This window comes from Pseudomonas sp. Leaf59, from assembly GCF_920984685.1.
Classification (GTDB): domain Bacteria; phylum Pseudomonadota; class Gammaproteobacteria; order Pseudomonadales; family Pseudomonadaceae; genus Aquipseudomonas.
In genome coordinates this window covers 57,448-83,906 of record NZ_CAKLBR010000023.1, presented here as the reverse complement: position 1 = coordinate 83,906, position 26,459 = coordinate 57,448, and the positions used below count along the sequence as shown (strand labels likewise).

The window sequence follows — 26,459 nt, the reverse complement described above, 5'->3', positions numbered from 1 at the left end:
CGACTTGGTCTACGACCGACAATTTAAAAGCTAGCGTGTAATCGCGTTGGCTGCGCCTTTTTCCCGTATCCATTGAGTCCTCCTGAAGAAAGGTCAGAAGGTGTAAACCTTATTCAGGACGGGACAGACCCCACAAAAAAGCCCCGACTGGTTCGGGGCTTTTTTGTGGGTGATCACCAGATAACAAAAATCAAATATGGCAGGGGCCTTGCTCCCTCCCACATTGGATACTGCGCTCAGCGAGAGGTCTTGGGCAGCACGGCCAGGAAATTGTCCCGCGCAACCTTGCGGGCCACGTCCTCGGGCAGCGCATCGAGGAAGGGATCAAAGCGGCGCATTTCCTTACCCAGCTTGTTGAAGCGCCCGACTACGTCGGAGCCGAGCATGAAGCGCTCCGGGAAGCGCTCCACCAGCTTTACCCACTCGGGCCTGGGCTTGCCCGCCTCGTCCAGCAGATAAGGCGTGAGCATGCTCCAGGAGAGGTCGATGTAGAGGTTGGGGTAGGCCTCCAGCATGCGCGTCAAGGTGGGCAGCAAAAAATCCATTTGCACCTGATGACGGTGGATCTCCATGCTGGTGCCGGCATGCGCCCAGATAAACCGCGTGTGCGGGTGATTGCGCAGCGGCTCCTCGACCTCCGCCAGGTACAACGGGTTACGTTCGCGCTTTGACGTAATGTTGGAATGCAGCATCACCGGCAAATCGTTTTCGGCCGCCAGGTGGTAGATGCGCGTCATGGCTTCGTTGTTGGCACGCGGGGTGTCCCCCGCCGTCAGGGCTGTCAGGTCGTCATGGCGGGTGAACACTTCACCGATGCCCTCCCACAGGCCCGGGTTGAGGTCGAGCATGCGCTGGATATGCGCATCGGAATTCTTGTCATTGGGGTTGAAGCCGGACAGGAAAGGATGAAAGCGCAGGCGCTGTTCAGGCGTGAGTTTATTGACCGCCGCCGCGACGATCACGTCGGTGGCGCTGTACCAGTAGGCATCGGCATCGTCACCGGCGTAATAGCGCGGACGCTTGGGCTCGTCTTCATGCCATTTTTTCGCCACGGGAATGCCGGAAATCATCACATGCTCGATGCGATTGTCCGCCATGGCCTTGAGCAGCTTGTCCATGCCGGCGGTTTCCTGAAAGAAATCCACGTAATGCAGGTGGGCGTCGCTGTAGGCATAGTCGCGGGCCTGTGCGGCAAGGCTGGCGGCGGTGAGCACCAGGGCGAGGCTCAGGCGAGTCCAGGGCACGGGGCGATCTCCATCGAGGTGAGTCAGGGGGAATAGGGTTGCCTGTCAGATAGCTATCGGGAGCAAGCCCCCTCCCACATTTTGATCGTGTTCACCGATCCGACTGTGGGAGGGAGCCTGCTCCCGATGAGGCCCGGACAGACGCCGAAGCATCAGCCCCTGAACACTTCATCCAGCAGGTTATGCATGGACTGAAACGCGCGCGCGGAGGTCTTCGCGTCATACATCATCTTGCCCGGCACGTTCGCGTGCGGGTCGGTGAAGGAATGCACCGCGCCGCCGTAGCTCAGCAGTTGCCAATCCACGCCGGCCGCGTTCATTTCATCCTCGAACGCAGGCAATTGCTCCTTGGGCACCAACGGGTCAGAGGCGCCGTGCAGCACCAGCACCGAGCCCTTGATGTGCTTCGCATCCGCAGGGTTTGGCGTGTCGAGGGTGCCATGGAACGACACGGCGGCTTTCAATGGCGCGCCGGTACGCGCCAGCTCCAGGGAGCAGCAGCCGCCGAAACAGAAACCAAAGGTCGCGAGCTTCGAGGTATCCACTGCCGCTTCGGTCTGGCCTTGCAGTTGCTCGAACGCCACCTGCATGCGTTTGTTGAGCAACGGGCGGTCGTTCTTCAACGGCATCATCGCTGCGCCAGCTTCATCGCCGTTCGATGGACGCACGGTTTGTCCGTACAGGTCGGCAATCAGCACCACGTAGCCCTTGGCGGCGACGCTCCTGGCGATCTCTTCGGCGCCCGCACTCACGCCCATCCAGTTCGGCGCCATCAACAGGCCCGGCAGTGGCCCCTTGTGGCTGGCGTCGAACGCCAGGCGGCTTTCATAAGACTGGCCATCAATCTGATAGACCACGGAACGCACAGTGACTTGGCTCATCATTTACTCCAGTTGAGGTGCACTAAATGAAAAAACCCGCCGAAGCGGGTTTTTCCTGCAGCGGTGTTAAACCGACAGTTCAACCAACAGCTTGTTCAGTCGACGCACGTAGGCGGCCGGATCTTTCAGGCTGTCGCCAGCGGCCAGCGCCGCCTGGTCGAAGAGGATGTGCGACAGGTCGCCAAACCGCTCTTCGCTCTGCTCGCCATCGAGTTTCTCGATCAGCGGGTGCGCCGGGTTGAATTCGAAAATCGGCTTGGAATCAGGAACCTTCTGGCCGCTGGCTTCGAGGATCTGGCGCATCTGCATGCCCAGGTCCTGCTCGCCGATGGCCAGGATCGCCGGCGAGTCGGTCAGGCGGTGGGAAACCCGCACTTCGCTGACGGCCTCGCCCAGGGACGCCTTGATCCGCTCAACCAGACCCTCTTTGGACTTGGCGACTTCTTCGGCTTCCTTCTTCTCTTCTTCGGAGTCGAGGTTACCCAGATCCAGATCACCACGGGCCACGTCGACGAACGACTTGCCGTCGAACTCGGTGAGGTAGCTCATCAGCCACTCATCGATACGGTCGGTCAGCAGCAGCACTTCGATGCCCTTCTTGCGGAAGACTTCCAGGTGCGGACTGTTCTTGACCTGAGCGTAGGTTTCGCCGGTCAGGTAGTAGATCTTGTCCTGACCTTCCTTGGCGCGCGCCAGGTAGTCGGCCAGCGACACAACCTGCTCGCCGTCTTCGCCCTGAGTGGAAGCAAAGCGCAGCAGGCCGGCAATCTTCTCTTTGTTGGCGAAGTCTTCGGCCGGGCCTTCTTTCATGACCTGACCGAAGTTTTTCCAGAAGCCCTTGTATTGCTCAGGCTCGTTCTTCGCCAGTTTCTCCAGCATGTCGAGGACACGCTTGGTCAGCGCCGACTTCATGGAGTCGATGATCGGGTCTTTCTGCAGGATTTCCCGCGACACGTTCAGCGACAGGTCATTGGAGTCGACCACGCCCTTGATGAAGCGCAGGTACAACGGCAGGAAAGATTCCGCCTGGTCCATCACGAACACGCGCTGCACGTAGAGCTTCAGGCCCTTGGGGGCTTCGCGCTGGTACAGGTCGAACGGAGCGCGGGCCGGTACGTACAGCAGCGAGCTGTATTCGAGCTTGCCTTCAACCTTGTTGTGGCTCCAGCTCAGCGGGTTCTCGTAGTCGTGACCGATGTGCTTGTAGAACTCCTGGTATTCCTCGTCCTTGATCTCGGTACGCGGACGGGTCCACAGGGCACTGGCGCGGTTGACGGTTTCCCATTCCTCGGCAGGCTTCTCTTCGCCTTCGGCCGCGGCCTGTTCCTTGGGCAACTCGATCGGCAATGCGATGTGATCGGAGTATTTCTTGATGATGTTGCGCAGGCGCCAGCCATCGGCGAATTCGTCTTCACCGGACTTGAGGTGCAGCACGATGCGGGTACCACGGTCGGCCTTGTCGATCGTGGCGATTTCAAACTCGCCCTCGCCTTTGGAGGCCCAGTGCACGCCTTCGCTGGCCGGGAGACCGGCACGGCGGCTGAACACTTCAACCTTGTCGGCGACGATGAAGGCCGAGTAGAAGCCCACACCGAACTGGCCGATCAGGTGCGAATCCTTCTTCTGATCGCCCGACAGGTTCTTCATGAAATCGGCGGTGCCGGATTTGGCGATGGTTCCCAGGTGGGTAATCGCATCGTCACGGCTCATGCCGATACCGTTGTCTTCGAGGGTGACGGTCTTCGCGTCCTTGTCGTAGCTCACGCGGATTTTCAGCTCCGCGCCACCTTCCAGCAACTCAGGCTTGGACAAGGCTTCGAAGCGTAATTTGTCGACAGCGTCAGAGGCGTTCGAGATCAATTCGCGAAGGAAAATTTCCTTGTTGGAATACAGCGAATGGATCATGAGGTGCAGCAGTTGCTTCACCTCGGTCTGGAAGCCCAGGGTTTCCTTTTGAGTTTCCACACTCATGGTCATCAAACTCCAATTGGATGGCAATGGCCGCGCCCGAAAGGGTTGGCGGCGGGTTGTCATCAAAGTTGGGGGCTAACGGGAGGATTTCAAGGGGCGCCAGGCGCCTCGATCTTGAAATGCGCACGGGCCGTGGCAATAGGTTCTGCCACCGTGCTTTGCCAGGCGGTGACCGAAACGTTGGCCACCCGCCGGCCCTGACGCCATACCTGACAGGTGGCGTAGGTGTCGCGAAACTGCCCGGCGCGCAGGTAATCCAGGGAAAAATCGATGATTTTCGGCAGGCCCGGCGCGCCGGTAGACACCAGCAAATGCAGCGCCGCCGACAGCTCCATGAAGCCGGCAATCACCCCGCCATGCAGCGCCGGCAATATAGGGTTACCAATGTTGTCCTTGTTGGCCGGCAACCGGAACAGCAATTCATCGCCTTGGCGGGTGCATTCGATGCCGATCAGTTTGGCGTAAGGGATCAGTTCGAGCAGCGCCGCGTAATCGCCGCGCACGTGGGCCTGTTCGAGGCGGGTCTGGAAGCGGTGCGTCATGCCTGCTCTCCGTCGAGGGTGGCGCTCAGGCCCTGTGCGCCCTTGAGCAGCTTGCCCATGCGCATGAACGTGCCCACCACATGGGCGATGGGTTGCTGCGGATCGTCCTGGTAGGCGAAGCCGCGGGTGAAGATCACATCGGCGGTGACCCGATAGCACTGGGCAAACCCATAGACCGGCTGGTGCGGTGCGGCCGGGTGCATATAGTCGATGCGCAGGTCGAGGGTCGGGCACACCTCGAATTCGGGCAGTACGCACAGGGTGGCGATGCCGCAGGTGGTGTCCATCAGGGAGGTGAGCGCGCCACCGTGGATGATCCCGGTCTCGGGATCGCCCACGATAGCTGGCCCATAGGGCAGCCGCAGCGTCATGCCCGTGTCGTTGGCGTCATGCACGGTAATGCCGAGTATCTGGCAATGGCGCAACGCGTGAACAAAGCGTGTCGCACGCTCCAGCAGTGAATTTCCGGTCATTGGTCTAGACTCTTGTTTTCAGTAATCCGCGGAACAGGCAGTGCGGGTTTAAGTTCCTTGGCAGCCTTTGTTTATATATCTGCGCAATAAAAGGAACTAATGCTGAACCCTCAGGCTCGAAAGGCCAGAAGATATCTTCAATAAGGAGAAACACCCCATGCGCAAGACTTTAGCTGTTTCCATGATGTTGGCTGCTGCCCTTGGCCTCGCTGCCTGCGACAAGAAATCCGAAGACAAAGCACAAGATGCCGCTTCGCACTCTGAGCAAGCTCAGAAAGATATGGCGAAGGCTCAGGATAAAGTGAACGACGCTGCAAAAGAAAACGCCGAAGCTGCCAAAGCTCAGGCCGAATCGAACGCAGCCGCTGCAAAAGAAGCCACGCCTTCGACCGGTTCCTGATACCGCGGTCTGATGTAGCCTGGTTGTAAAAGAGAGCCCGCTTCAATAGCGGGCTTTTCTTTGTCCGGCGTTTTTAAAATTCGACGTGCCCCACACTAGACTGCGTCCTTGAGCGCCTCCGGCGGCGTGTCCGTCTGCGTATACACCATCACTTGCAGCACATCGGAATGAAACTCGCGGCGATACAACACCACCACTACCCCGGCACTCATCAACATGAACAGCCAGGGGCTGACAAACCACGCCAGCATGGTCATGCCAAAGTAATAAGCGCGCAGGCCGAAGTTGAACTGGTTGGCGGCCATGGAGATGACCCGCGCCGCCCGTAGCGCAAATGCCTTGCGCTCCTGTTCGGACACCTGGCGCTCACCAATCATCGGCGCCGACCCCACCAGCACCGCTGCGAAGTTGTACTGGCGCATGCACCAACTGAACGTAAAAAACGCGTAGACGAATACCAGCGCCAGGCACAGCAGCTTGATTTCCGACATGCCCTGAGACGCCTGCTGCACCATGGGAATGTCCGCCAGCAGCGACACGGCACGCTCCGAGGCGCCCAGCACGGTGAGGATGCCGGCGAGGATGATCAAGGTGCTGGAGGCGAAGAACGAGGCGTTGCGCTCCAGGTTGCCGATCACGCTGGCGTCGGCAATGCGGTTGTCGCGCAGCAGCATGCGGCGCATCCAGTCTTCGCGATACAGGTGCAAAACACTGGCCAGGCATGCGGTATCGCGTGCTTTCCAGAGGGCATAACGGGTGTACCCGCCCCAGCACAGCACGAACCAGAGGGCGGCGAGCATATGGACTTGGTTGGTTTCGATGAACGACATAGGGGTCCTGATAAACAAGAAAATATGGGCAACACAGTCAAAATGTGGGCGCGAGCAAGCCCGCTCCCACACTGAGCGCGTTGCAACTCTAGAACCTTGCCGATAAGCAGGCAAAAAAATGCCCCGTATCGATTGATACGGGGCATTTCTGTGCAACCGTGTCGCCGTGTCAGGCGATCGCTTCGCTGCGCTTGCCAAGCATGCGATCCACCACCACCGCCACGACCAGCGTCATCACCGACGGCACCAGCCACGCCAACCCCTGCTCGCTCAATGGCAGGTGCGTCAGCTGCGCGGGCATCCAATCGGCAAGGCCGGCCCCCTTGAGCGCGTCGATGCCGCCAAAAATGAACGACACCAGCATCACCGGGCCGACGATACGGCCCTGCTCCTGCCAGAAGTCTTTGCAGAAGCTCAGCGCCACCAGCACGATGCACGGCGGGTAGATGGCGGTGAGTACCGGAATGGAGAACGCAATCAGCTTGGTCAGGCCCAGGTTGGACACGAATAGCGAGAACAGCGCCAGGATCACCACCAGTGTCTTATAGGACAGCGGCAGGACTTTGCTGAAGTATTCGGCGCACGCGCAGGTCAGGCCCACGGCCGTCACCAGGCACGCCAGGGAGATCAGCACAGCCAAAAAGCCGCTGCCCAGCGAGCCGAAAGTGCTTTGCACATAGGCATGCAGCACGGCCGCGCCATTGCTGGCGCCCGCCGCCACGGCATGGCTGCCCGAGCCCAGGCGGAACAGGCTGATGTACACCAGCGCCAGGCCGACACCGGCTATCAGCCCGGCGATGATCGCGTAGCGGGTAATCAGCTTGGGCGATTCGACGCCGCGGGAGCGGATCGCGTTGACGATGACGATACCAAACACCAGTGCACCCAGGGTGTCCATGGTCAGGTAGCCGTTGATAAAGCCCTGGGAGAACGGTGCGGCGACATATTCCGGGGTGGCGACACCCACTTCACCGGCTGGCAAGGCAAACGCGGCAATGCCGAGGATCGCCAGCGCGATGATCTTCAATGGCGCAAGGAAACGGCCGACGGTATCCAGCAGACGCCCTGGATACAAAGATACGAAGAACACCACAAGGAAATACACAGAGCTGTAGAGGAACAGCGCCAGTGGGCTTTCGCCGGTCAGCGGCGCCAGGCCGACTTCAAACGACACGGTCGCAGTACGCGGAGTGGCGAACAGCGGGCCTACCGCCAGGTACGCCGCTGCCGCGAGCAGGCCGCCGGCGATCTTGCCGATGGGACTGCTCAATGCGTCCATGCCGCCGCCGACCTTGGCCAGGGCAATCACGGTGACCACCGGCAAACCCACTGCGGTGATGAGGAACCCCAGCGCCGCCATCCAGACGTGAGGCCCGGACTGCAAACCAACGATAGGCGGGAAGATGATGTTGCCGGCGCCCACGAACAGCGCAAACGTCATGAAGCCCAGCGCCAGGATATCCTGGCTTTTCAACACTTTCATTTGAGGAAATACCACACTACTGAATCGGAATTTAGAGAGGGCTTCCCTGTGGATGAGGGAAAGGCTGCCGGCCCTGATGGGGGCCGACCTGTCCAGCGCGCGGCTTCCTTTTGGGAGGCGGGCGCATAAAGAGGCCGTCAGGGTACAGAAATAGGCTGACAAACGCACTGTTGCGGGGCGCACTGTCCGATAAGCGACATTTTAATGTCGCGTTTTCACACTTAATTTGGCGATACCGGTCCAGGTGGGAGGGGGCTTGCTCCCGATAGCGGTGTGTCAGTCACTGTATCTGTCACAGGCACACCGCTATCGGGAGCAAGCCCCCTCCCACCCTGGATCGAGTACATTTCGATAAATGGGTCTTTCCAGAACGCACAAAGGCCACCCGAAGGTGGCCTTTGTGTGGTGAAGCGTCAGTTAAGCGCGAGGCTTACTTGACAGCCCAACCGGTCAGCTCGGCCAGGGCCTTGCCGATATCTGCCAGCGAACGCACGGTTTTAACGCCTGCGTCCTGCAGTGCAGCGAATTTCTCGTCTGCAGTGCCTTTGCCGCCGGAGATGATTGCGCCCGCATGGCCCATGCGCTTGCCCGCAGGGGCAGTCACACCAGCGATGTAGGAAACAACCGGCTTGGTCACGTGGGCCTTGATGTAGGCCGCCGCTTCTTCTTCAGCCGAACCGCCGATCTCACCGATCATCACGATCGCTTCGGTCTTCGGGTCTTCCTGGAACAGCTTCAGGATGTCGATGAAGTTCGAACCCGGGATCGGGTCACCGCCGATGCCGACGCAAGTCGACTGACCGAAACCGGCGTCAGTGGTCTGCTTCACAGCTTCGTAGGTCAGGGTGCCGGAACGGGAAACGATACCGACTTTACCTGGCAAGTGAATGTGACCTGGCATGATGCCGATCTTGCATTCGCCTGGGGTGATCACACCTGGGCAGTTAGGGCCGATCAGGACTACGCCCAGCTCGTCGCACTTAACCTTGGCGTCCAGCATGTCCAGGGTAGGAATGCCTTCGGTGATGCAGACGATCAGCTTGATGCCGCCGAATGCCGCTTCCAGGATGGAGTCCTTGCAGAAAGGCGCAGGAACGTAGATCACGCTGGCGGTAGCGCCAGTTTTTTCTACAGCGTCTTTCACGGTGTTGAACACTGGCAGGCCCAGGTGCTCGGTGCCGCCTTTGCCTGGCGTTACGCCGCCAACCATCTTGGTGCCGTATTCGATGGCTTGCTGGGTGTGGAAGCTACCTTGCGAACCGGTAATACCCTGGCAGATAACTTTGGTGTCTTTATTGATCAGGACGCTCATTACTTGCCCTCCGCAGCTTTGACAACTTGTTGAGCAGCGTCGGTCAGGCTGGTAGCCGCGATGATGTTCAAACCGCTTTCTGCCAGTACTTTGGCGCCCAGTTCAGCGTTGTTACCTTCAAGGCGCACAACAACCGGGATTTTAACGCCGACTTCTTTCACTGCGCCGATGATGCCTTCGGCAATCATGTCGCAACGAACGATGCCGCCGAAGATGTTGACCAATACTGCGGCGACGTTGGAGTCGGACAGGATGATCTTGAACGCTTCGGTTACGCGTTCTTTGGTGGCACCGCCGCCTACGTCGAGGAAGTTGGCTGGTTTGCCGCCATGCAGGTTGACGATGTCCATGGTACCCATGGCCAGACCGGCACCGTTGACCATGCAACCGATGTTACCTTCCAGGGCTACGTAGTTCAGTTCGAACTTGGCAGCGTGCGCTTCGCGCGGATCGTCCTGCGACGGATCGTGGAAAGTCTTCAGCTTTGGCTGACGGTACATGGCGTTGGCGTCGATGTTGATCTTCGCGTCCAGGCAGTGCAGATCGCCGTCAGCCTTGATCACCAGCGGGTTCACTTCCAGCAGGGCCAGATCGTGATCCTGGAACAGTTTGGCCAGACCCACGAAGATCTTGGCGAACTGGGCAACTTGCTTGCCTTCCAGGCCCAGCTGGAAAGCCAGCTCGCGACCCTGGAACGGCTGAGCGCCAACCAGTGGATCGATGGTGGCTTTCAGAATTTTTTCTGGGGTTTCGTGAGCGATTTTTTCGATGTCCACGCCACCTTCGGTGGAAGCCATAAACACGATGCGACGGCTCGAACGGTCAACGACAGCGCCCAGGTACAGCTCTTTAGCGATATCAGTGCACGATTCAACCAGGATCTTGGTGACTGGCTGGCCATTGGCATCAGTCTGGTAAGTCACCAGACGCTTGCCCAGCCACTGCTGTGCGAAGGCCTTGGCGTCTTCTTTGCTGCGAACCAGCTTGACGCCGCCCGCTTTACCGCGACCACCAGCGTGGACCTGGGCTTTGACCACCCATTCAGTGCCGCCGATCTTGTCGCAAGCTTCTGCTGCTGCTTCCGGGGTGTCTACTGCGTAGCCCTTGGATACTGGCAGGCCGTATTCAGCGAACAGCTGCTTACCCTGATACTCGTGAAGATTCATGCTTTTTACCGTCTTCGTTAGGTACTGCGCATTCGGCGCTGCGCTCATTATGAGTGCCGCGCCACCTGTGACTGCTGCTTGCGCAACCTGCGGGGCTCATGGCCCGTAAAGCTGCACAAGGCTGCGTCCAGCGGATATTCCGCGGTGAGCCTTGCGCGCAAGACTCACGACGGGCAACTCCGCCGTGGTTTCTTATTATCTCGCTTAGCGCTTCTTGCGGTTGGCGATGTGGATGGCGCCGCCATTCACCGCCAACGCTGCTTCGTGCAACGCTTCGGACAGGGTCGGATGGGAGAAGACCATCATGCCCAGGTCTTCGGCACTGGTGCCGAATTCCATACCGATTGCGCCTTGCTGAACCAGTTCTGCAGCGCTCGGGCCAATCACGTGGACGCCCAATACGCGGTCAGTCTTGGCATCAGCGATGACTTTGACAAAACCACCGGTGTCGTTGGCTGCCATGGCACGGCCAGAAGCGGCAAACGGGAAGGTGCCGACGTTAACTTCTACGCCTTCAGCTTTCAACTGCTGTTCGTTCTTGCCGACCCATGCAATTTCCGGGTGGGTGTAGATAACCGATGGCACCAGGTCGTAGTTCATCTGGGTTTTGTGACCCTTGATGCGCTCGACAACCATGATGCCTTCTTCGGACGCCTTGTGCGCCAGCATCATGCCGCGTACCACGTCGCCGATGGCGTAAACGCCAGGCACGGTGGTGGCGCAATGATCGTCAACGTGGATGAAACCACGCTCATCGATGTTCACGCCGCTGTCGGAAGCCAGCAGGTCGGTGGTTACCGGACGACGGCCTACGGCCACGATCAGCTTGTCGAAGGTGATGGTCTGCTCGCCGTCTTTATCGGTGTAGGTCACCACGACTTCTTCGCCGTTGACCTTGGAACCGGTCACGCGGGCGCCCAGCTTGATGTCCAGACCCTGTTTGGTCAGGGTCTTGTAGGCTTCCTTGGAAACGGCGGTGTCGGCAGCCAGCAGGAATGTGTCCAGGGCTTCCAGCACGGTGACTTCGGAACCCAGACGGGACCAGACCGAACCCAGTTCCAGGCCGATAACGCCGGCGCCGATCACGCCCAGACGCTTTGGCACTGCCTGGAATTCCAGGGCGCCGGTCGAATCAACGATCACGTTCTGGTCGACGGGAGCCGGTGGAATGTCAATTGGACGCGAGCCTGGGGCCAGGATCACGTTCTCGGCTTCGATGACTTCGACCGAACCGTCCGGCTTGGTGATTTCAACCTTCTTGCCGGCCAGCAATTTGCCGTGACCTTGCAGGGAAGTGACGCCGTTGGCCTTGAACAGGGTGGCAACGCCGGAGGTCAGGCCTTTGACGATGTTGGCCTTGCGGCCGATCATCGCCGGCACGTCCATGGTAACGCCGGCATGGTTGATGCCGTGGATCGCGAAACCGTCCTGGGCTTCGTGGAATTTCCAGGAGCTGTCCAGCAGCGCCTTGGAAGGAATGCAACCGACGTTCAGGCAGGTACCGCCCAGTGCCAGTTTGTCTTCCTTGTCGGTGTATTTTTCGATGCAAGCAGTCGAGAGGCCCAATTGTGCGGCCTTGATGGCGGCAACATAGCCGCCAGGACCGGCACCAATCACTACGACGTCAAATTTCTGTGTCATGAAAATAGATCCTCTATTAGCTTCAAGCGTCAAGCTTCAAGCTGCAAGCCAAACTGCATTTACTTGCAGCTTGCAGCTCGCAACTTGAAGCTGCTCCAATCAGATATCCAGGAGCAAGCGAGCCGGGTCTTCCAGCAGGTTCTTGATGGTCACCAGGAAAGTCACGGCTTCTTTACCATCGATCAGGCGGTGATCGTACGACAGCGCCAGGTACATCATCGGGCGGATCACAACCTGGCCGTTGATGGCCATCGGACGCTGGAGGATGTTGTGCATGCCCAGGATCGCGGCTTGCGGCGGGTTGACGATCGGCGTCGACATCATGGAACCGAAGGTACCACCGTTGGTGATGGTGAAGGTACCACCGGTCATCTCGTCGATGGTCAGCTTGCCGTCACGGGCTTTCTTGCCGAAGCCGGCGATGCCGCCTTCGATTTCAGCCAGGCTCATCAGTTCGGCGTTACGCAGTACCGGCACCACCAGGCCGCGGTCGCTGGACACGGCAACGCCGACGTCTGCATAGCCGTGGTAAACGATATCGGTGCCGTCGATGGAAGCGTTGACTGCCGGGTAGCGCTTCAGCGCCTCGGTGGCCGCTTTCACGAAGAACGACATGAAGCCCAGGCGCACGCCGTTGTGGCTCTTCTCGAACAGGTCCTTGTACTTCGAACGCAGGGCCATGACTTCGGTCATGTCGACTTCGTTGAAGGTGGTCAGCATCGCCATGTTCGACTGTGCTTCAACCAGGCGCTTGGCCACGGTGGCACGCACACGGGTCATCGGCACGCGCTTCTCGGTGCGGTCGCCGGCGGCGAACACTGGCGCAGCGGCGGCCGGAGCGGCAGCCTTGGCCGGTGCTGCAGCAGGTGCGTTTTTCTTGGCTTCAACAGCGGCAACCACGTCTTCCTTGGTCACACGGCCATCTTTACCGGTGCCCTTGACGGACGCCAGGTTGATGCCGTTTTCTTCGGCCAATTGACGCGCAGCCGGGGCTGCGATTGGATCTTCGCCAGCGGCAGCCGGTGCGGCAGCAGCAGGTGCAGCAGCCGGTGCAGCAGCGGCAGCAGGCGCCGGAGCGGCAGCGCCGCCCTCTTCGATCGAACCCAGTATCTGGTTCGAGAGAACGGTATCGCCCTCTTGCGCAACGATGGCGCCCAGTACGCCGTCGGCTTCGGCCAACACTTCCAGTACGACCTTGTCAGTCTCGATGTCGACGATCAGGTCGTCACGCTTGACGGCCTCGCCTGGTTTCTTGTGCCAGGTGGCAACGGTGCCATCGGCAACCGATTCCGGGAATGACGGGGCTTTGATTTCGATAGCCATTATCTGTGGGTCCTTAAAATTCGGTTTCAGTCAGCGCGAAGGCGTTAAACAGTGAAAGCATCTTGCAGCAGTTTTTCCTGCTGCTCGGCGTGCATCGACGCATAACCACACGCAGGTGCAGCAGAAGCATCACGACCGGCATACTCCAGGTTCAGCGCCCGGTTGTGGTTGCCGATACTGCGACGCAAATGATGCTGGCTGCTGTACCAGGCGCCCTGGTTCATCGGTTCTTCCTGACACCACACCACATTCGTGAGCTGGGTGTAAGGCGCGATGATCTCCATGAGGTCATCTTCCGGGAACGGGTAAAGCTGCTCGATACGCACGATGGCGATGTCTTCGCGGCCTTCGGCACGGCGTTTTTCCAGCAGGTCGTAGTAGACCTTGCCACTGCACAGGATCAGGCGTGTCACCTTGGCCGGATCGAGTGTGTCGATTTCTGGAATAACGGTCTGGAACGAACCTTCGGCGAGGTCTTCCAGGGTCGAAATGGCCAGCTTGTGGCGCAACAGCGATTTCGGCGTCAGCACGATCAACGGCTTGCGCAGCGGACGGATCACCTGGCGACGCAGCAAGTGGTAGATCTGCGCCGGGGTCGTCGGCACGCATACCTGAATGTTGTGCTCGGCGCACAGTTGCAGGTAACGCTCCAGACGGGCCGAAGAGTGCTCCGGACCCTGCCCTTCATAACCGTGCGGCAGCAGCATGGTCAGACCGCACAGGCGGCCCCACTTGTGCTCGCCGCTGGTGATGAACTGGTCGATCACCACCTGGGCACCGTTGGCGAAGTCGCCGAACTGGGCTTCCCAGATCACCAGCGCCTGCGGCGTGGTGGTGGAGTAACCGTATTCGAACGCCAGCACGGCTTCTTCCGACAGGAACGAGTCGTACAGGTCGAAACGCGGCTGACCTTCGTACAGGTTCTGCAGCGGAACGTAGGTGCCCGCGTCTTTCTGGTTGTGCAACACAGCATGACGGTGCGAGAACGTACCACGGCCAATGTCCTGGCCGGTCATGCGGATTGGGTGACCTTCGAACGCCAGGGTCGCGTACGCCATGGTTTCAGCGTAACCCCAGTTGATCGGCAGGCCGCCGACTTGCATCTTCTGACGGTCTTCGTAGATCTTCGACACTTGGCGCTGTACGACGAAGCCATCCGGAATTTCCAGCAGCTTGGCCGACAGTTCCTGCAGGGTCTTGAGGTCGAACGAAGTGTCGTGACGCGCCGTCCAGGTGTGACCCAGGTATGGACGCCAGTCGACGAACAGCTCTTTGTTCGGTTCCTTGACCAGGCTTTTCACCACGTGCAGGCCGTTGTCCAGCGCGTTGCGGTATTCGTCGATCTTCGCCTGCACACGGGCTTCGTCAACGATGCCGGCCTTGGTCAGGCTTTCGGCATACAGTTCACGGGTGGTGCGCTGCTTGGTGATCTGCTGGTACATCAACGGCTGGGTGCCGCTTGGCTCATCCGCTTCGTTGTGACCGCGACGGCGGTAGCACACGAGGTCGATCACCACGTCACGCTTGAACTGCATGCGGTAGTCGACGGCCAGTTGGGTCACGAACAGCACGGCTTCCGGATCATCGCCATTTACATGGAGAATCGGCGCCTGAATCATCTTGGCAACGTCGGTGGCGTACTCGGTAGAGCGCGCGTCCAGCGGGTTGCTGATGGTGAAACCTACCTGGTTGTTGATGACGATGTGTACGGTGCCGCCCGTCTTGAAGCCACGGGTCTGCGACATCTGGAAGGTTTCCAGGACCACGCCTTGACCGGCGAATGCCGCGTCACCGTGGATGGAAATAGGCAGCACTTTCTCACCGGTGGCGTCGTTGCGACGGTCCTGGCGAGCACGCACCGAACCCTCGACCACTGGAGAAACGATTTCCAGGTGGGAGGGGTTGAACGCCATGGCCAGGTGAACTTCACCGCCCGAGGTCATGACGTTGGACGAGAAGCCCTGGTGGTATTTGACGTCACCGGAACCCAGCTCGACCTTTTTCTTGCCTTCGAACTCGTCGAACAGCTCGCGCGGGTTTTTGCCGAAGGTGTTGACCAACACGTTCAGGCGACCACGGTGAGCCATGCCGATCACGACTTCCTTGGTGCCGTAGGAACCGGAACGCTGGATCAGTTCGTCGAGCATCGGAATCAGGCTTTCGCCGCCTTCCAGACCGAAACGCTTGGTGCCCGGGTATTTGGTGCCCAGGTATTTTTCCAGACCTTCAGCAGCGGTCACGCGTTCGAGCAGGTGGCTGCGTACATCGGCGGACAGCACCGGACGGCCACGCACGCCTTCGAGGCGATGCTGGAACCAGTGGCGTTGCTCGGAATCAGTGATGTGCGTGAATTCAGCGCCGATGGTGCGGCAATATGTCTGCTGCAACGCTTCGTGAATTTCGCGTAGGCTCGCTTCCTCTTTGCCGATGAACAGGTCGCCGGCACGGAAGGTCGTATCAAGATCGGCATTGGTCAAGCCGTAATGATTGATCGACAGGTCAGCCGGTGCAGGACGCTTCCAGAGCCCCAGCGGGTCAAGCTGGGCCGCCTGGTGGCCACGCATCCGGTAAGCCTGGATCAGTCGCAGTACTTCAACTTGCTTCTTCTCGTGCTCACTGCTCACGCTGCCGGCGGAAACCGGTTGGGCGCGGCGCTGGTTCTTGGCCAGCAGCACGAACTGATCGCGAATTGTTGCGTGCGATACATCGGTGGCAGCGTTGCCGTCTGAAGACAACGTCTGAAATTTGGTGCGCCATTCTTCTGGCACAGCGTTAGGGTCGTGCAGGTAGAGCTCATAAAGCTCTTCCACATAGGCAGCGTTACCACCTGAAAGATAGCCGCTGTTCCACATGCGCTGCATCACGCTTTCTTGCATGCTTGGTCACCCTCGATTTGGGGACACCACCGGCGAAAACACCGAGTTTGCTTGCAAAAGGCCAAGTGCAGCGACCAAAACAAGCCACTTAGGATCACGCTGATAGTTCGGGTACCAACCCGAATGCCCCTGCTTGTCTCATTTCTTCAAAATAAGAGCTGCGGCTTTGTAAGTCGCTGCTCAAGTTAAAACTACGGCGCCGGTTGAAGCCTGCGCCGCAGCATTTACGGGCACAACGGTCCTGCCTTGTTACAACGCCGGTTACACGCCGCTTTGCAGCAGCATGTTGCGGATGTGACCAATGGCCTTAGTCGGGTTCAGGCCTTTGGGACATACGTTGACGCAGTTCATGATCCCGCGGCAGCGGAATACGCTGAACGGGTCATCCAGCGAAGCCAGACGCTCGGATGTCTTGGTGTCACGGCTGTCTGCCAGGAAGCGATACGCTTGCAGCAGAGCGGCTGGACCCAGGAACTTGTCCGGGTTCCACCAGAAGGACGGGCACGAGGTCGAGCAGCAGGCGCACAGGATGCACTCGTACAGACCGTCGAGCTTTTCACGCTCTTCAGGGGACTGCAGACGCTCGATGGCCGGAGCCGGCGTGTCGTTCTGCAGGAACGGCTTAACTTTCTCGTATTGCTTGTAGAAGATGCTCATATCGACAACCAGGTCACGGATAACCGGCAAACCTGGCAGTGGACGAACGATCAGCTTGTTGCCTTTAACCACGGCCGACAGCGGCGTGATGCACGCCAGACCGTTTTTGCCGTTGATGTTCATGCCATCGGAACCGCAGACACCTTCACGGCAAGAGCGACGATAGGAGAAACCCTCGTCCTGCTCTTTGATCAGGGCCAGCACGTCCAGCACCATCAGGTCCTTACCACCGGTATCGACCTGGAATTCCTGCATGAACGGCGCAGCGTCCTGATCAGGGTTGTAGCGGTAAACACTGACTTTCAACATGGCAGCCACCCTTAGTAAGTCCGAATTTTCGGTTCAAACGTCGGAACAGTCTTCGGCGAGAAGTTCACGGCACGCTTGGTTACGCGCTTGTCACCCGGGAAGTACAGGGTGTGGCACAACCAGTTTTCGTCGTCACGGTCTTCAAAGTCTTCACGGGCATGAGCACCACGGGATTCTTTACGAACCTCGGCGGCGATCGCCGTCGCTTCAGCCACTTCCAACAGGTTTTGCAGCTCAAGGGCTTCGATACGAGCGGTGTTGAATGCCTGGCTCTTGTCGTTGATCTTGACGTTGCCGATGCGCTGGCGCAGATCCGCCAACTGGGCGATGCCCTTCTGCATGTATTCGCCGGTACGGAACACACCGAAGTAGTTCTGCATGCAGCTTTGCAGCTCGCGACGCAGGGTAGCGACGTCTTCGCCATCGGTGCGCTCGTTCAGCGCGTTCAGGCGCGACAGGGCCGCTTCGATGTTGGCGTCGGTGGCGTCATCGTATTCGATGCCGTCGGTCAACGCTTTTTCCAGGTGCAGGCCGGCCGCACGGCCGAATACCACCAGGTCGAGCAGCGAGTTGCCGCCCAGACGGTTGGCACCGTGTACCGATACGCAAGCCACTTCGCCTACCGCGAACAGGCCGTGGATGATTTCGTCCACGCCGTCGGCGTTCTGGGTGATCGCCTGGCCATGAATGTTGGTAGGCACGCCGCCCATCATATAGTGGCAGGTTGGAACGACCGGCACCGGCGCAACCACCGGGTCAACGTGTGCGAAGGTCTTGGACAACTCGCAGATACCTGGCAGACGGCTGTGCAGCACTTCTTCGCCCAGGTGATCGAGCTTGAGCAGTACGTGGTCGCCGTTCGGGCCACAGCCGTTGCCGGCGATGATCTCTTTAACCATCGAACGGGCCACAACGTCACGACCGGCAAGGTCCTTGGCGTTGGGAGCATAACGCTCCATGAAACGCTCGCCGTGCTTGTTGATCAGGTAACCACCTTCACCACGGCAACCTTCGGTTACCAGTACACCGGCGCCGGCGATGCCGGTCGGGTGGAACTGCCACATTTCGATGTCTTGCACTGGCACGCCGGCACGCAGCGCCATGCCAACGCCGTCACCGGTGTTGATCAGGGCATTGGTGGTGGATGCGTAGATACGGCCTGCACCGCCCGTCGCCAGCACAGTAGCCTTGGCGCGGATGTAGGTGGTTTCACCGGTTTCGATACAGATGGCGATCACGCCGACGAACTCGCCCTTGCCGTTCTTCACCAGATCGACAGCGTAGTACTCGTTCAGGAACGTGGTGCCGGCTTTCAGGTTGCCCTGATAAAGCGTGTGCAGCAGCGCGTGACCGGTACGGTCGGATGCGGCGCAGGTACGGGCAGCCTGCCCGCCTTTACCGTAATCCTTCGACTGGCCGCCGAATGGACGCTGGTAGATACGACCTTGCTCGGTACGGGAGAACGGCAGACCCATGTGGTCCAGCTCGAACACCGCAGCCGGGCCTTCCTGACACATGTATTCGATAGCGTCCTGGTCACCGATGTAGTCGGAACCCTTGACGGTATCGTACATGTGCCAGCGCCAGTCATCGTTCGGGTCGGCGGAAGCGATGGCGCAGGTGATGCCACCCTGGGCCGATACGGTGTGGGAACGGGTCGGGAACACCTTGGTGATCACGGCAGTCTTGTGACCGCCCTGGGCCAGCTGCAGCGCAGCGCGCATGCCGGCACCGCCGCCACCAATAATGATGGCGTCAAAGGAAATAGTTGGAATGTTAGCCATGAATCAGATACCCCAAAGAATCTGCACACCCCAGACGAAGTAAGCGAACATCGCGATGCCGCAGACTGCCTGAAAGAGAAAACGGACTGCGGTCGCGGACTTGCCCAGCGCCATCGGCGTCAGGTAGTCGGTCGCGATGGTCCACATGCCGACCCAGGCGTGAGCGCCCAGGGCCACAAGGGCCAGCAGACTGAAGATTCGCATGCCGTTGTGTGAGAACAGGTCATGCCATTGGGCATAGCCGAGGCCTGGATTGGCGACGACGTATCCGATCAGGAAAATGAAATAAGCCGCGAGAACGACCGCAGACACACGCTGTGCCATCCAGTCATAGAGGCCCGAACGCGACAGGTTCGTGACGTTAGTTACCATATCCAAACTCCTGCCAGCACGATCACCACCACGGAAACGGCGATAACGATTTTCGAGCCCAGCTTACCGCCTTCCAGCGTCTCACCGATGCCCATGTCCATGATCAGATGGCGCACACCGGCGACCAGGTGATACAGCAAAGCGGACAGGATGCCCCAAATCACTAGCTTGGCTAGCGGACTGGTCAAACACGCTTTCACCTCGCCGAAGCCCTCTTCCGAACTCAGCGACTTGTCCAATGCATAGAGCATGATGGCCAGGCTGACGAAGAGAATGACGCCGGAGATTCGGTGAAGAATCGACGTGTATGCAGTGACTGGGAGTTTGATGGTCCTTAGGTCTAGGTTTACAGGTCGTTGGCTATTCACGGCTTTTTTTCACACTGAAGAGCCCCTAACAATCAGGGCAAAGTTGTTGGGGAGTGCGACTGGTCAGGTAAGCACCACCCAGGGAGTGCGACCCCCAATGAAAGCAAGCCCAAAAGCCCTTGGCGGTCGGTGGCCGAGTATAGACAGTTAGGCTACTAATGACAACGCGCGCTCCTCACCCTAATAGCGGATTGCGCTGGCGGTATAAAAGGCGTAAACGGCAGTCAATTTCGACGAAAAAGTATGGTTAAAGCCTTCTGGAGCAAGACTTTAGGCAAATTGACTTCTGAATTTATCTCACTATAGTGGTGCGGGCCCTGCGTGGGGGGCTGTCTGATGATTTGAAGCATAAATAGGAGGCCACATGGCTGACAAAAAAGCGCAGTTGATCATCGAGGGCGCAGCCCCCGTCGAGCTGCCCATTTTAACCGGCACCGTTGGTCCCGATGTTATCGACGTACGGGGCCTGACGGCCACGGGCCGTTTCACTTTCGACCCAGGCTTCATGTCGACCGCTTCCTGCGAGTCGAAGATCACCTATATCGATGGCGACAATGGCATTCTGCTGCACCGGGGCTACCCGATCGAGCAACTCGCTGAACAGTCGGACTACCTGGAAACCTGCTACCTGCTGCTAAATGGCGAACTGCCAACAGCCGAGCAGAAAGCCCAGTTCGTCAGCACCGTGAAGAACCACACCATGGTTCATGAGCAATTGAAGACCTTCTTCAACGGCTTCCGTCGCGACGCCCACCCGATGGCCGTCATGTGCGGCGTGGTCGGCGCCCTCTCGGCCTTCTATCACGACTCCCTGGACATCAATAACCCGCAGCATCGCGAAATTTCCGCGATCCGCCTGGTTGCCAAGATGCCGACCCTGGCCGCGATGGTCTACAAGTACTCCATGGGCCAACCCATGATGTACCCGCGCAACGACCTGACGTATGCAGAAAACTTCCTGCACATGATGTTCAACACCCCGTGCGAGATCAAACCGATCAGCCCGGTGCTCGCCAAGGCCATGGACCGGATCTTCATCCTCCACGCCGACCACGAGCAGAACGCCTCGACGTCCACCGTGCGCCTGGCAGGCTCCTCGGGTGCCAACCCGTTTGCCTGTATCGCCGCCGGTATCGCCGCACTCTGGGGCCCTGCCCACGGCGGTGCGAACGAAGCCGTGTTGACCATGCTCGATGAAATCGGCGATGTGTCCAACATCGACAAATTCATCGCCAAGGCCAAGGACAAGAACGATCCGTTCAAGTTGATGGGCTTCGGTCACCGGGTCTACAAGAACCGCGACCCGCGCGCCACCGTGATGAAGCAGACCTGCGACGAAGTACTGAAAGAGCTGGGCATCAAGAACGATCCGCAACTCGAACTGGCCATGCGCCTGGAAGAGATCGCCCTGACCGACCCGTACTTCATCGAACGCTCGCTGTACCCGAACGTCGACTTCTACTCGGGGATCATCCTCAAGGCCATCGGCATTCCAACCAGCATGTTCACCGTGATCTTCGCCCTGGCGCGGACCGTGGGCTGGATCTCCCACTGGAAGGAAATGCTCTCCAGCCCGTACAAGATTGGCCGCCCGCGCCAGCTGTACACCGGCTACGAGTCGCGTGACATTACCAAGCTGGAAGATCGGCACTAAATCCCAGCCAGAAAAAACGGCCTCTTGATGAGGCCGTTTTTTTTGGCTGGGATTTAGTGAGCTGCAAGCTTCCAGCTATAAGCCGCAAGCAAAAAAATACCCCTGCATCTCTACAGGGGTATCTCTCTACACAGCACTGCTTCTAACTTGCAGCTTGTAGCTTGCCACTTGCAACTGCATCAATGATTCACCGCCCCACTCGCCCCCAGGCCAGTCTGCGAACGCACAAACTGCGGGAAGTACAGCGCACGCTCTTTCTCTGCCGCCGCCGACTTGTCGGTGATGGAGAAGAACCAGATCCCCACGAACGCGATGATCATCGAGAACAACGCCGGGTACTCGTACGGGAAGATGGCTTTTTCATGATGCAGGATCGAGACCCAGATGGTCGGGCCCAGCACCATCAGGCCCACCGCACTGATCAAGCCCAGCCAGCCACCGATCATGGCGCCACGGGTGGTGAGGTTTTTCCAGTACATGGAAAGCAGCAGCACCGGGAAGTTACAACTGGCAGCAATCGAGAACGCCAGGCCCACCATGAACGCGATGTTCTGGCTTTCGAACAGGATACCCAGGCCAATCGCCAATACACCCAGGGCCACGGTGGTGATCTTCGACACGCGAATCTCATCCTTTTCGTTGGCCTTGCCCTTCTTGATCACGCTGGCATACAGGTCATGGGACACCGCCGACGCACCGGCCAGGGTCAAGCCGGCAACCACCGCGAGGATGGTGGCAAACGCCACGGCCGAGATGAAGCCCAGGAAGATACTGCCGCCCACCGCGTTGGCCAGGTGCACCGCCGCCATGTTGTTGCCGCCCAGCAGAGCGCCAGCCGCATCCTTGAACGCCGGGTTGGTGCTGACCAGCAGGATTGCGCCAAAACCGATGATGAAGGTGAGGATGTAGAAGTAGCCGATGAAGCCGGTTGCGTACAACACGCTCTTGCGCGCTTCCTTGGCGTCACTCACGGTGAAGAAGCGCATCAGGATGTGCGGCAGGCCGGCGGTACCGAACATCAGTGCCAGGCCCAGGGAGAATGCCGAAATCGGGTCTTTCACCAGGCCGCCAGGGCTCATGATCGCTTCACCTTTGGGGTGAACCTTGATCGCCTCGGCAAACAGCATGTTGAAGTCGAAGTTGACGTGCTTCATCACCATCAGCGCCATGAACGAAGCACCGGACAGCAACAGCACCGCCTTGATGATCTGCACCCAGGTGGTCGCCAGCATGCCGCCGAACAGCACATACATGCACATCAGGATGCCGACCAGGATCACCGCTACGTGGTAGTCCAGACCGAACAGCAACTGGATCAGCTTGCCCGCGCCCACCATCTGCGCGATCAGGTAGAACGCCACCACCACCAGCGAACCACAGGCCGACAGGCTGCGGATCTGGGTTTGCCCGAGGCGATAGGACGCCACGTCGGCAAAGGTGTATTTGCCCAGGTTACGCAGGCGCTCGGCGATCAGGAACAGAATGATCGGCCAGCCCACCAGGAAGCCGATCGAATAGATCAGGCCGTCGTAGCCGGAAGTGAACACCAGGGCGGAAATCCCCAGGAAGGACGCCGCCGACATGTAGTCGCCGGCGATCGCCAGGCCGTTCTGGAAACCGGTGATCTTGCCGCCGGCCGCGTAGTAGTCGGCCGCCGACTTGTTGCGCTTGGACGCCCAGTAGGTGATGCACAGGGTGGCACCGACGAACGCGACAAACATCACGATGGCGGAGACGTTGAGGGGTTGCTTGTGCACTTCGCCGGTCAATGCGTCCGCCGCCCAAAGGGCGGGAGCAAACAGCGAAGCGCCGAAGAGTGCCAGTAGACGCCGGATCATTGCGCAGCCTCCTTGAGAATCGCATTGTTCAGGTCATCAAACTCGCCATTGGCCCGACGTACGTAAATGCCGGTCAGGATGAAGGCGGACACAATCAACCCGACGCCCAGGGGAATGCCCCAGGTAATCGACGAACCGGGGCTGATCTTGGCCCCCAGCACTTGTGGCCCGTAGGCGATCAACAGGATGAAAGCGGAGTAGAGCCCGAGCATGATCGCCGAGAGAATCCAGGCGAACCTTTCCCTTTTTCTCACCAGCTCCTTGAAGCGCGGGCTGTTTTGAATCGAGAGGTAAATGCTGTCGTTCATTATTTTTATCCTCGCAGCACAGCTTTTTTATTATTGGAACATGGCCACTGTATGCGGCTCTGGAACAGGTTCCAGACGACCTTAGTAGTAGAGGGAGTGTAGCGAGGGATTGGGAGGGTGCAGAAACATTTGCGGGGCACGAAAATAATGTGGGAGGGGGCGTGTTCCCGATTGCGGTGGGTCAGCCAAAACATCGGTGGCCGACATGTCGCAATCGGGAGCAAGCCCCCTCCCACAAGGGGTTGCATCAAGGCCGGGGGTTATTTAGCGGTCCATTCAGCGACGCGGTCCGGGTGCTTGGCGACCCAGTCCTTGGCCGCAGCATCTGGCTTGGCGCCTTCCTGGATCGCGAGCATGACCTCGCCGATTTCATCCTTGGAGGCCCACTGGAATTTCTTCAGGAAGGCTGCGACTTCCGGCGCTTTCTTCTCCAGGCCCTTGCTGCCGATGCTGTTGACGGTTTCAGCAGCCCCATAAATCCCTTTTGGATCTTCCAGGAAACGCAGTTTCCACTTGGCGAACATCCAGTGTGGCACCCAACCGGTGACCGCAATGGACTCCTGCTTGTCTTCGGCACGGGTCAGTTCGGCGATCATTGCTGCGCCGGAGCTGGCCTGCAGCTTGTAGTCCAGGCCGTAGGCCTTGATCGCTTCGTCGGTCTTGAGCATCACGCCTGAACCGGCGTCGATGCCGACGATCTTGTTCTTGAAGGTGGTGTCGGTCTTGAGGTCTTCGATGGACTTGGCCTTGACGTACTCCGGCACGATCAGGCCGATCTTCGCATCCTTGAAGTTGGGGCCGTAGTCGACCACCTTGTCCTTGTTCTTGGTCCAGTATTCACCGTGGGTCACCGGCAGCCAGGCGGAGAGCATGGCATCGAGCTTGCCGGTGGCGACGCCCTGCCACATGATCCCGGTGGCGACCGCTTGCAGTTTTACGTCGTAGCCGAGCTTCTGCTTGATCACCTCAGCCGCCACGTGAGTGGTGGCAACGCTGTCGGACCAGCCGTCCACGTAGCCGATACTCAGGGTCTTGCTGTCGGCACTGGCCAGTGTGGAGCCCATCGCAACTACCAGAGTGGCAGCTGCGCCCAAGAGTCGTCGCATCTTCATAGTACTTCCCCGAAAGTGCTGCGCCCGGCGGATGCCGAGCGACGTCAACCTGTTGTTATAGGGTGCACCGCGCCCCCATCACGCGCGTCGATCACGGTGGTACGCCATCAGTGGAGTGCTGACGCTTTGATCATCAACCTGAGCGGGCATTCGACCTGCTCTGCCAGCGACCTTGGGTAAGCAAGAAACGACATCACATAGCCAGTAGGACGCTTTGTAGGGTTTAACGCCAATATCCCGCTCGAACTTTGCATGTCAAAAGTATGCAGCCCCACTGGGACGGGACAAATCCGGGTAAGATGCGCGCCTTTGCTCCCCCAGAAAAGCCGACCATGCCCGCCACTGCCCGCTTCCCTGCCCTGCCCTATTGCCTTGCCTTGCTCCTCGGCCTGCTGGCCCTCGTTGGTTACTGGTACGGCCTGGGCCGTTCCGTGGTGCTGCCGGACGTCGCCAGCGCCAGCCACAAGCTGCAATGCGCGTCCTACACGCCGTTCGACAAGGACCAATCGCCTTATGACCAGCCGTTCACGCTGCGCCCCGAGCGCGTGGACGCCGACCTCGCCCTGCTGGCCACGCGCTTTGAGTGCATCCGCACTTATTCGATGTACGGCCTTGAGGCCATACCGGCGCTGGCACGCAAGCACGGGCTGAAGCTGATGATTGGCGCCTGGGTCAGCAGTGACCCGATCGCCACCAGAAAAGAAGTCGAGTTGCTGATCGCCGCCGCCAACGCCAACCCAGACGTAGTGACGTCAGTGATCGTCGGCAACGAAGCGCTGCTGCGCAAGGAAGTCACCGCCACGCAACTGGTGAAGCTGATCCACACCGTCAAAAGCCAGATCAAACAGCCAGTGACCTACGCCGACGTGTGGGAATTCTGGCTGCAGCACCCGGAAATCGCTCCGGCCGTGGACTTCCTCACCATTCACCTGCTGCCGTACTGGGAAGATGACCCATCCGGCATCGACCAGGCCCTCAAGCATGTGGGCGATGTGCGCCAGACCTTCGGTCACAACTTCCCCGACAAGGACATACTGATCGGCGAAACCGGCTGGCCGAGCCAGGGCCGCCAGCGCGAGACTGCCGTGCCGAGTCGGGTCAACCAGGCGAAGTTCATGCGCGGCTTCGTCGCCATGGCCGAAGCCAATGGCTGGCACTACAACCTGATCGAAGCCTTTGACCAGCCGTGGAAACGTCTCAATGAAGGTGCCGTGGGCGGCTATTGGGGGCTGTTCGATGCCGATCGCCAGGAAAAGGGCATCCTCGCCGGACCGGTGAGCAATGTGCCGTACTGGCGAGTGTGGCTGGGCGTCGGAGGCGTCATTTTGTTAGCTGCGTTGGTACTGGGCGGCCGCGTACGCAGCACGCGCAACGCACTTGCGCTGCCACTGCTGGGCGCCGTCGCCGCATGCTCAATCGGCACCTGGGCTGAGCTGGCCCGCGTCACGGCACGCTCTACCGATGAATGGGCCTGGGCCGCCGTGCTGGTGGTGTTGAACCTGCTGGTGCTGACTCACGCGGCCCTCGCCCTGAGTGCCCGCGAGGGTTGGCGTGAGCGGGCGTTCGCCTGGATGGAGCGACGTGGAGGCTGGCTGGTGGCGATGGCCGGGTTCGCCGGCGCGGTGATGATGCTCGCCATGGTGTTCGACCCGCGCTATCGCAGCTTTCCCAGCGCGGCACTGGTGCTGCCGGCTTTGGTGTACCTGGTGCGCCCGGTGGGCGGGCCGCGTCGGGAGATGCTGCTGCTGGCCCTGATCATCGGTGTCGGCATTGCGCCGCAATTGTACCGAGAGGGTTTGCTGAACCAGCAGGCTTGGGGTTGGGCGGTGGTCAGCCTGCTGATGGTTGTGGCGTTGTGGCGGTGCCTGAGGGTGCGCAAGGTCTGAAACCGCTATCGCAGGCACGCCCGCGATGA

The 26,459-nt window shown here is 59.4% G+C and carries 22 protein-coding genes; 3 read left to right on the top strand and 19 right to left on the bottom strand.

Annotated features, from left to right (window positions below; translation table 11 throughout):
• Positions 1-236 precede the first annotated feature (236 nt).
• The 5 genes from LUB09_RS21015 to LUB09_RS20995 all read right to left on the bottom strand — a co-directional run bounded on the left by LUB09_RS21015 (position 237) and on the right by LUB09_RS20995 (position 5,111).
• Entirely contained in the window at positions 237-1,244 is a 1,008-nt protein-coding gene (locus LUB09_RS21015) for an amidohydrolase family protein (RefSeq protein ID WP_231423590.1), read from the bottom strand.
• A 152-nt stretch (positions 1,245-1,396) separates the two neighbouring features.
• Complete coding sequence (locus tag LUB09_RS21010) at positions 1,397-2,125, bottom strand: dienelactone hydrolase family protein (protein ID WP_209980632.1); 729 nt, start codon at positions 2,123-2,125, stop codon at positions 1,397-1,399.
• Positions 2,126-2,191: 66 nt separating this feature from the next.
• Positions 2,192-4,096 carry a molecular chaperone HtpG gene (gene htpG / locus LUB09_RS21005; protein WP_057008441.1) on the bottom strand — a complete coding sequence of 635 codons (1,905 nt, stop codon included), beginning with the start codon at positions 4,094-4,096 and terminating at the stop codon, positions 2,192-2,194.
• Between the two features lie 89 nt (positions 4,097-4,185).
• Positions 4,186-4,638: a PaaI family thioesterase gene (locus tag LUB09_RS21000; protein ID WP_231423589.1), complete on the bottom strand. Its 453-nt coding sequence runs from the start codon at positions 4,636-4,638 to the stop codon at positions 4,186-4,188.
• Positions 4,635-5,111, bottom strand: coding sequence for a PaaI family thioesterase (locus LUB09_RS20995; RefSeq protein ID WP_231423588.1), 477 nt, complete (start codon positions 5,109-5,111; stop codon positions 4,635-4,637). Before LUB09_RS20995 ends, LUB09_RS21000 begins: the two co-directional genes overlap by 4 nt.
• A 157-nt stretch (positions 5,112-5,268) precedes the next feature.
• Between LUB09_RS20995 and LUB09_RS20990 the strand changes: the two genes are divergently transcribed.
• Positions 5,269-5,511, top strand: a complete 243-nt coding sequence (locus tag LUB09_RS20990; protein WP_003233227.1) for a hypothetical protein — start codon at positions 5,269-5,271, stop codon at positions 5,509-5,511.
• A gap of 95 nt (positions 5,512-5,606) precedes the next feature.
• On the opposite strand, the gene LUB09_RS20985 is transcribed toward LUB09_RS20990, so the two are convergent.
• The 11 genes from LUB09_RS20985 to sdhC all read right to left on the bottom strand — a co-directional run bounded on the left by LUB09_RS20985 (position 5,607) and on the right by sdhC (position 19,632).
• Entirely contained in the window at positions 5,607-6,341 is a 735-nt protein-coding gene (locus LUB09_RS20985) for a DUF599 domain-containing protein (protein ID WP_209980625.1), read from the bottom strand.
• Positions 6,342-6,510: 169 nt separating this feature from the next.
• On the bottom strand, positions 6,511-7,824 hold the full coding sequence (gene brnQ, locus LUB09_RS20980) for a branched-chain amino acid transport system II carrier protein (RefSeq protein WP_057008332.1): 1,314 nt from the start codon (positions 7,822-7,824) through the stop codon (positions 6,511-6,513).
• Between the two features lie 430 nt (positions 7,825-8,254).
• Positions 8,255-9,136: a succinate--CoA ligase subunit alpha gene (gene sucD, locus LUB09_RS20975; protein WP_003233233.1), complete on the bottom strand. Its 882-nt coding sequence runs from the start codon at positions 9,134-9,136 to the stop codon at positions 8,255-8,257.
• On the bottom strand, positions 9,136-10,302 hold the full coding sequence (sucC, locus tag LUB09_RS20970) for an ADP-forming succinate--CoA ligase subunit beta (RefSeq protein WP_003233235.1): 1,167 nt from the start codon (positions 10,300-10,302) through the stop codon (positions 9,136-9,138). Before sucC ends, sucD begins: the two co-directional genes overlap by 1 nt.
• Before the next feature lie 204 nt (positions 10,303-10,506).
• Positions 10,507-11,943, bottom strand: a complete 1,437-nt coding sequence (gene lpdA, locus LUB09_RS20965) for a dihydrolipoyl dehydrogenase (protein ID WP_209980623.1) — start codon at positions 11,941-11,943, stop codon at positions 10,507-10,509.
• A gap of 99 nt (positions 11,944-12,042) precedes the next feature.
• Positions 12,043-13,266 (bottom strand): 2-oxoglutarate dehydrogenase complex dihydrolipoyllysine-residue succinyltransferase, encoded by a 1,224-nt coding sequence (gene odhB / locus LUB09_RS20960; RefSeq protein ID WP_231423587.1) that lies wholly within the window; start codon positions 13,264-13,266, stop codon positions 12,043-12,045.
• Between the two features lie 44 nt (positions 13,267-13,310).
• Positions 13,311-16,142, bottom strand: coding sequence for a 2-oxoglutarate dehydrogenase E1 component (locus tag LUB09_RS20955; RefSeq protein WP_003233241.1), 2,832 nt, complete (start codon positions 16,140-16,142; stop codon positions 13,311-13,313).
• A 261-nt stretch (positions 16,143-16,403) separates the two neighbouring features.
• Entirely contained in the window at positions 16,404-17,108 is a 705-nt protein-coding gene (locus tag LUB09_RS20950; RefSeq protein WP_003172807.1) for a succinate dehydrogenase iron-sulfur subunit, read from the bottom strand.
• Positions 17,109-17,119: 11 nt separating this feature from the next.
• Positions 17,120-18,892 carry a succinate dehydrogenase flavoprotein subunit gene (gene sdhA, locus LUB09_RS20945; protein ID WP_209980618.1) on the bottom strand — a complete coding sequence of 591 codons (1,773 nt, stop codon included), beginning with the start codon at positions 18,890-18,892 and terminating at the stop codon, positions 17,120-17,122.
• Between the two features lie 3 nt (positions 18,893-18,895).
• Complete coding sequence (sdhD, locus tag LUB09_RS20940; RefSeq protein WP_231423586.1) at positions 18,896-19,264, bottom strand: succinate dehydrogenase, hydrophobic membrane anchor protein; 369 nt, start codon at positions 19,262-19,264, stop codon at positions 18,896-18,898.
• Complete coding sequence (gene sdhC, locus LUB09_RS20935; RefSeq protein WP_016702211.1) at positions 19,258-19,632, bottom strand: succinate dehydrogenase, cytochrome b556 subunit; 375 nt, start codon at positions 19,630-19,632, stop codon at positions 19,258-19,260. The genes sdhD and sdhC overlap by 7 nt, the downstream gene beginning before the upstream one ends.
• 364 nt (positions 19,633-19,996) lie before the next feature.
• Between sdhC and gltA the strand changes: the two genes are divergently transcribed.
• Positions 19,997-21,286 (top strand): citrate synthase, encoded by a 1,290-nt coding sequence (gene gltA, locus LUB09_RS20930; protein WP_090407109.1) that lies wholly within the window; start codon positions 19,997-19,999, stop codon positions 21,284-21,286.
• Between the two features lie 179 nt (positions 21,287-21,465).
• Here the strand turns inward: gltA and LUB09_RS20925 are convergent, their stop codons facing one another.
• From LUB09_RS20925 to LUB09_RS20915, 3 genes are all read right to left on the bottom strand, one after another.
• Positions 21,466-23,124, bottom strand: coding sequence for a cation acetate symporter (locus tag LUB09_RS20925; RefSeq protein ID WP_209980614.1), 1,659 nt, complete (start codon positions 23,122-23,124; stop codon positions 21,466-21,468).
• The gene (locus LUB09_RS20920; protein ID WP_003190001.1) at positions 23,121-23,432 is read right to left on the bottom strand and encodes a DUF485 domain-containing protein; all 312 of its coding nucleotides are present in this window, start codon (positions 23,430-23,432) and stop codon (positions 23,121-23,123) included. Before LUB09_RS20920 ends, LUB09_RS20925 begins: the two co-directional genes overlap by 4 nt.
• A 260-nt stretch (positions 23,433-23,692) precedes the next feature.
• Positions 23,693-24,544, bottom strand: coding sequence for a glycine betaine ABC transporter substrate-binding protein (locus tag LUB09_RS20915; RefSeq protein ID WP_209980612.1), 852 nt, complete (start codon positions 24,542-24,544; stop codon positions 23,693-23,695).
• Positions 24,545-24,876: 332 nt separating this feature from the next.
• Between LUB09_RS20915 and LUB09_RS20910 the strand changes: the two genes are divergently transcribed.
• The gene (locus LUB09_RS20910; RefSeq protein ID WP_209980610.1) at positions 24,877-26,430 is read left to right on the top strand and encodes a glycoside hydrolase family 17 protein; all 1,554 of its coding nucleotides are present in this window, start codon (positions 24,877-24,879) and stop codon (positions 26,428-26,430) included.
• Positions 26,431-26,459 lie beyond the last annotated feature (29 nt).

Excerpts from the sequence above, each read along its gene's own strand:
- LUB09_RS20920 (WP_003190001.1), bottom strand. The coding sequence starts at position 23,432 with ATGAACGACAGCATTTACCTCTCGATTCAAAACAGCCCGCGCTTCAAG.
- lpdA (WP_209980623.1), bottom strand. The coding sequence starts at position 11,943 with ATGACACAGAAATTTGACGTCGTAGTGATTGGTGCCGGTCCTGGCGGC.
- LUB09_RS20995 (WP_231423588.1), bottom strand. The coding sequence starts at position 5,111 with ATGACCGGAAATTCACTGCTGGAGCGTGCGACACGCTTTGTTCACGCG.
- LUB09_RS20990 (WP_003233227.1), top strand. The coding sequence starts at position 5,269 with ATGCGCAAGACTTTAGCTGTTTCCATGATGTTGGCTGCTGCCCTTGGC.
- sucD (WP_003233233.1), bottom strand. The coding sequence starts at position 9,136 with ATGAGCGTCCTGATCAATAAAGACACCAAAGTTATCTGCCAGGGTATT.
- LUB09_RS20910 (WP_209980610.1), top strand. The coding sequence starts at position 24,877 with ATGCCCGCCACTGCCCGCTTCCCTGCCCTGCCCTATTGCCTTGCCTTG.
- LUB09_RS20915 (WP_209980612.1), bottom strand. The coding sequence starts at position 24,544 with ATGAAGATGCGACGACTCTTGGGCGCAGCTGCCACTCTGGTAGTTGCG.
- htpG (WP_057008441.1), bottom strand. The coding sequence starts at position 4,096 with ATGAGTGTGGAAACTCAAAAGGAAACCCTGGGCTTCCAGACCGAGGTG.
- sdhD (WP_231423586.1), bottom strand. The coding sequence starts at position 19,264 with ATGGTAACTAACGTCACGAACCTGTCGCGTTCGGGCCTCTATGACTGG.
- LUB09_RS21000 (WP_231423589.1), bottom strand. The coding sequence starts at position 4,638 with ATGACGCACCGCTTCCAGACCCGCCTCGAACAGGCCCACGTGCGCGGC.
- sdhA (WP_209980618.1), bottom strand. The coding sequence starts at position 18,892 with ATGGCTAACATTCCAACTATTTCCTTTGACGCCATCATTATTGGTGGC.
- LUB09_RS20985 (WP_209980625.1), bottom strand. The coding sequence starts at position 6,341 with ATGTCGTTCATCGAAACCAACCAAGTCCATATGCTCGCCGCCCTCTGG.
- LUB09_RS20950 (WP_003172807.1), bottom strand. The coding sequence starts at position 17,108 with ATGTTGAAAGTCAGTGTTTACCGCTACAACCCTGATCAGGACGCTGCG.
- LUB09_RS20925 (WP_209980614.1), bottom strand. The coding sequence starts at position 23,124 with ATGATCCGGCGTCTACTGGCACTCTTCGGCGCTTCGCTGTTTGCTCCC.
- gltA (WP_090407109.1), top strand. The coding sequence starts at position 19,997 with ATGGCTGACAAAAAAGCGCAGTTGATCATCGAGGGCGCAGCCCCCGTC.
- sucC (WP_003233235.1), bottom strand. The coding sequence starts at position 10,302 with ATGAATCTTCACGAGTATCAGGGTAAGCAGCTGTTCGCTGAATACGGC.
- LUB09_RS20955 (WP_003233241.1), bottom strand. The coding sequence starts at position 16,142 with ATGCAAGAAAGCGTGATGCAGCGCATGTGGAACAGCGGCTATCTTTCA.
- brnQ (WP_057008332.1), bottom strand. The coding sequence starts at position 7,824 with ATGAAAGTGTTGAAAAGCCAGGATATCCTGGCGCTGGGCTTCATGACG.
- LUB09_RS21010 (WP_209980632.1), bottom strand. The coding sequence starts at position 2,125 with ATGAGCCAAGTCACTGTGCGTTCCGTGGTCTATCAGATTGATGGCCAG.
- odhB (WP_231423587.1), bottom strand. The coding sequence starts at position 13,266 with ATGGCTATCGAAATCAAAGCCCCGTCATTCCCGGAATCGGTTGCCGAT.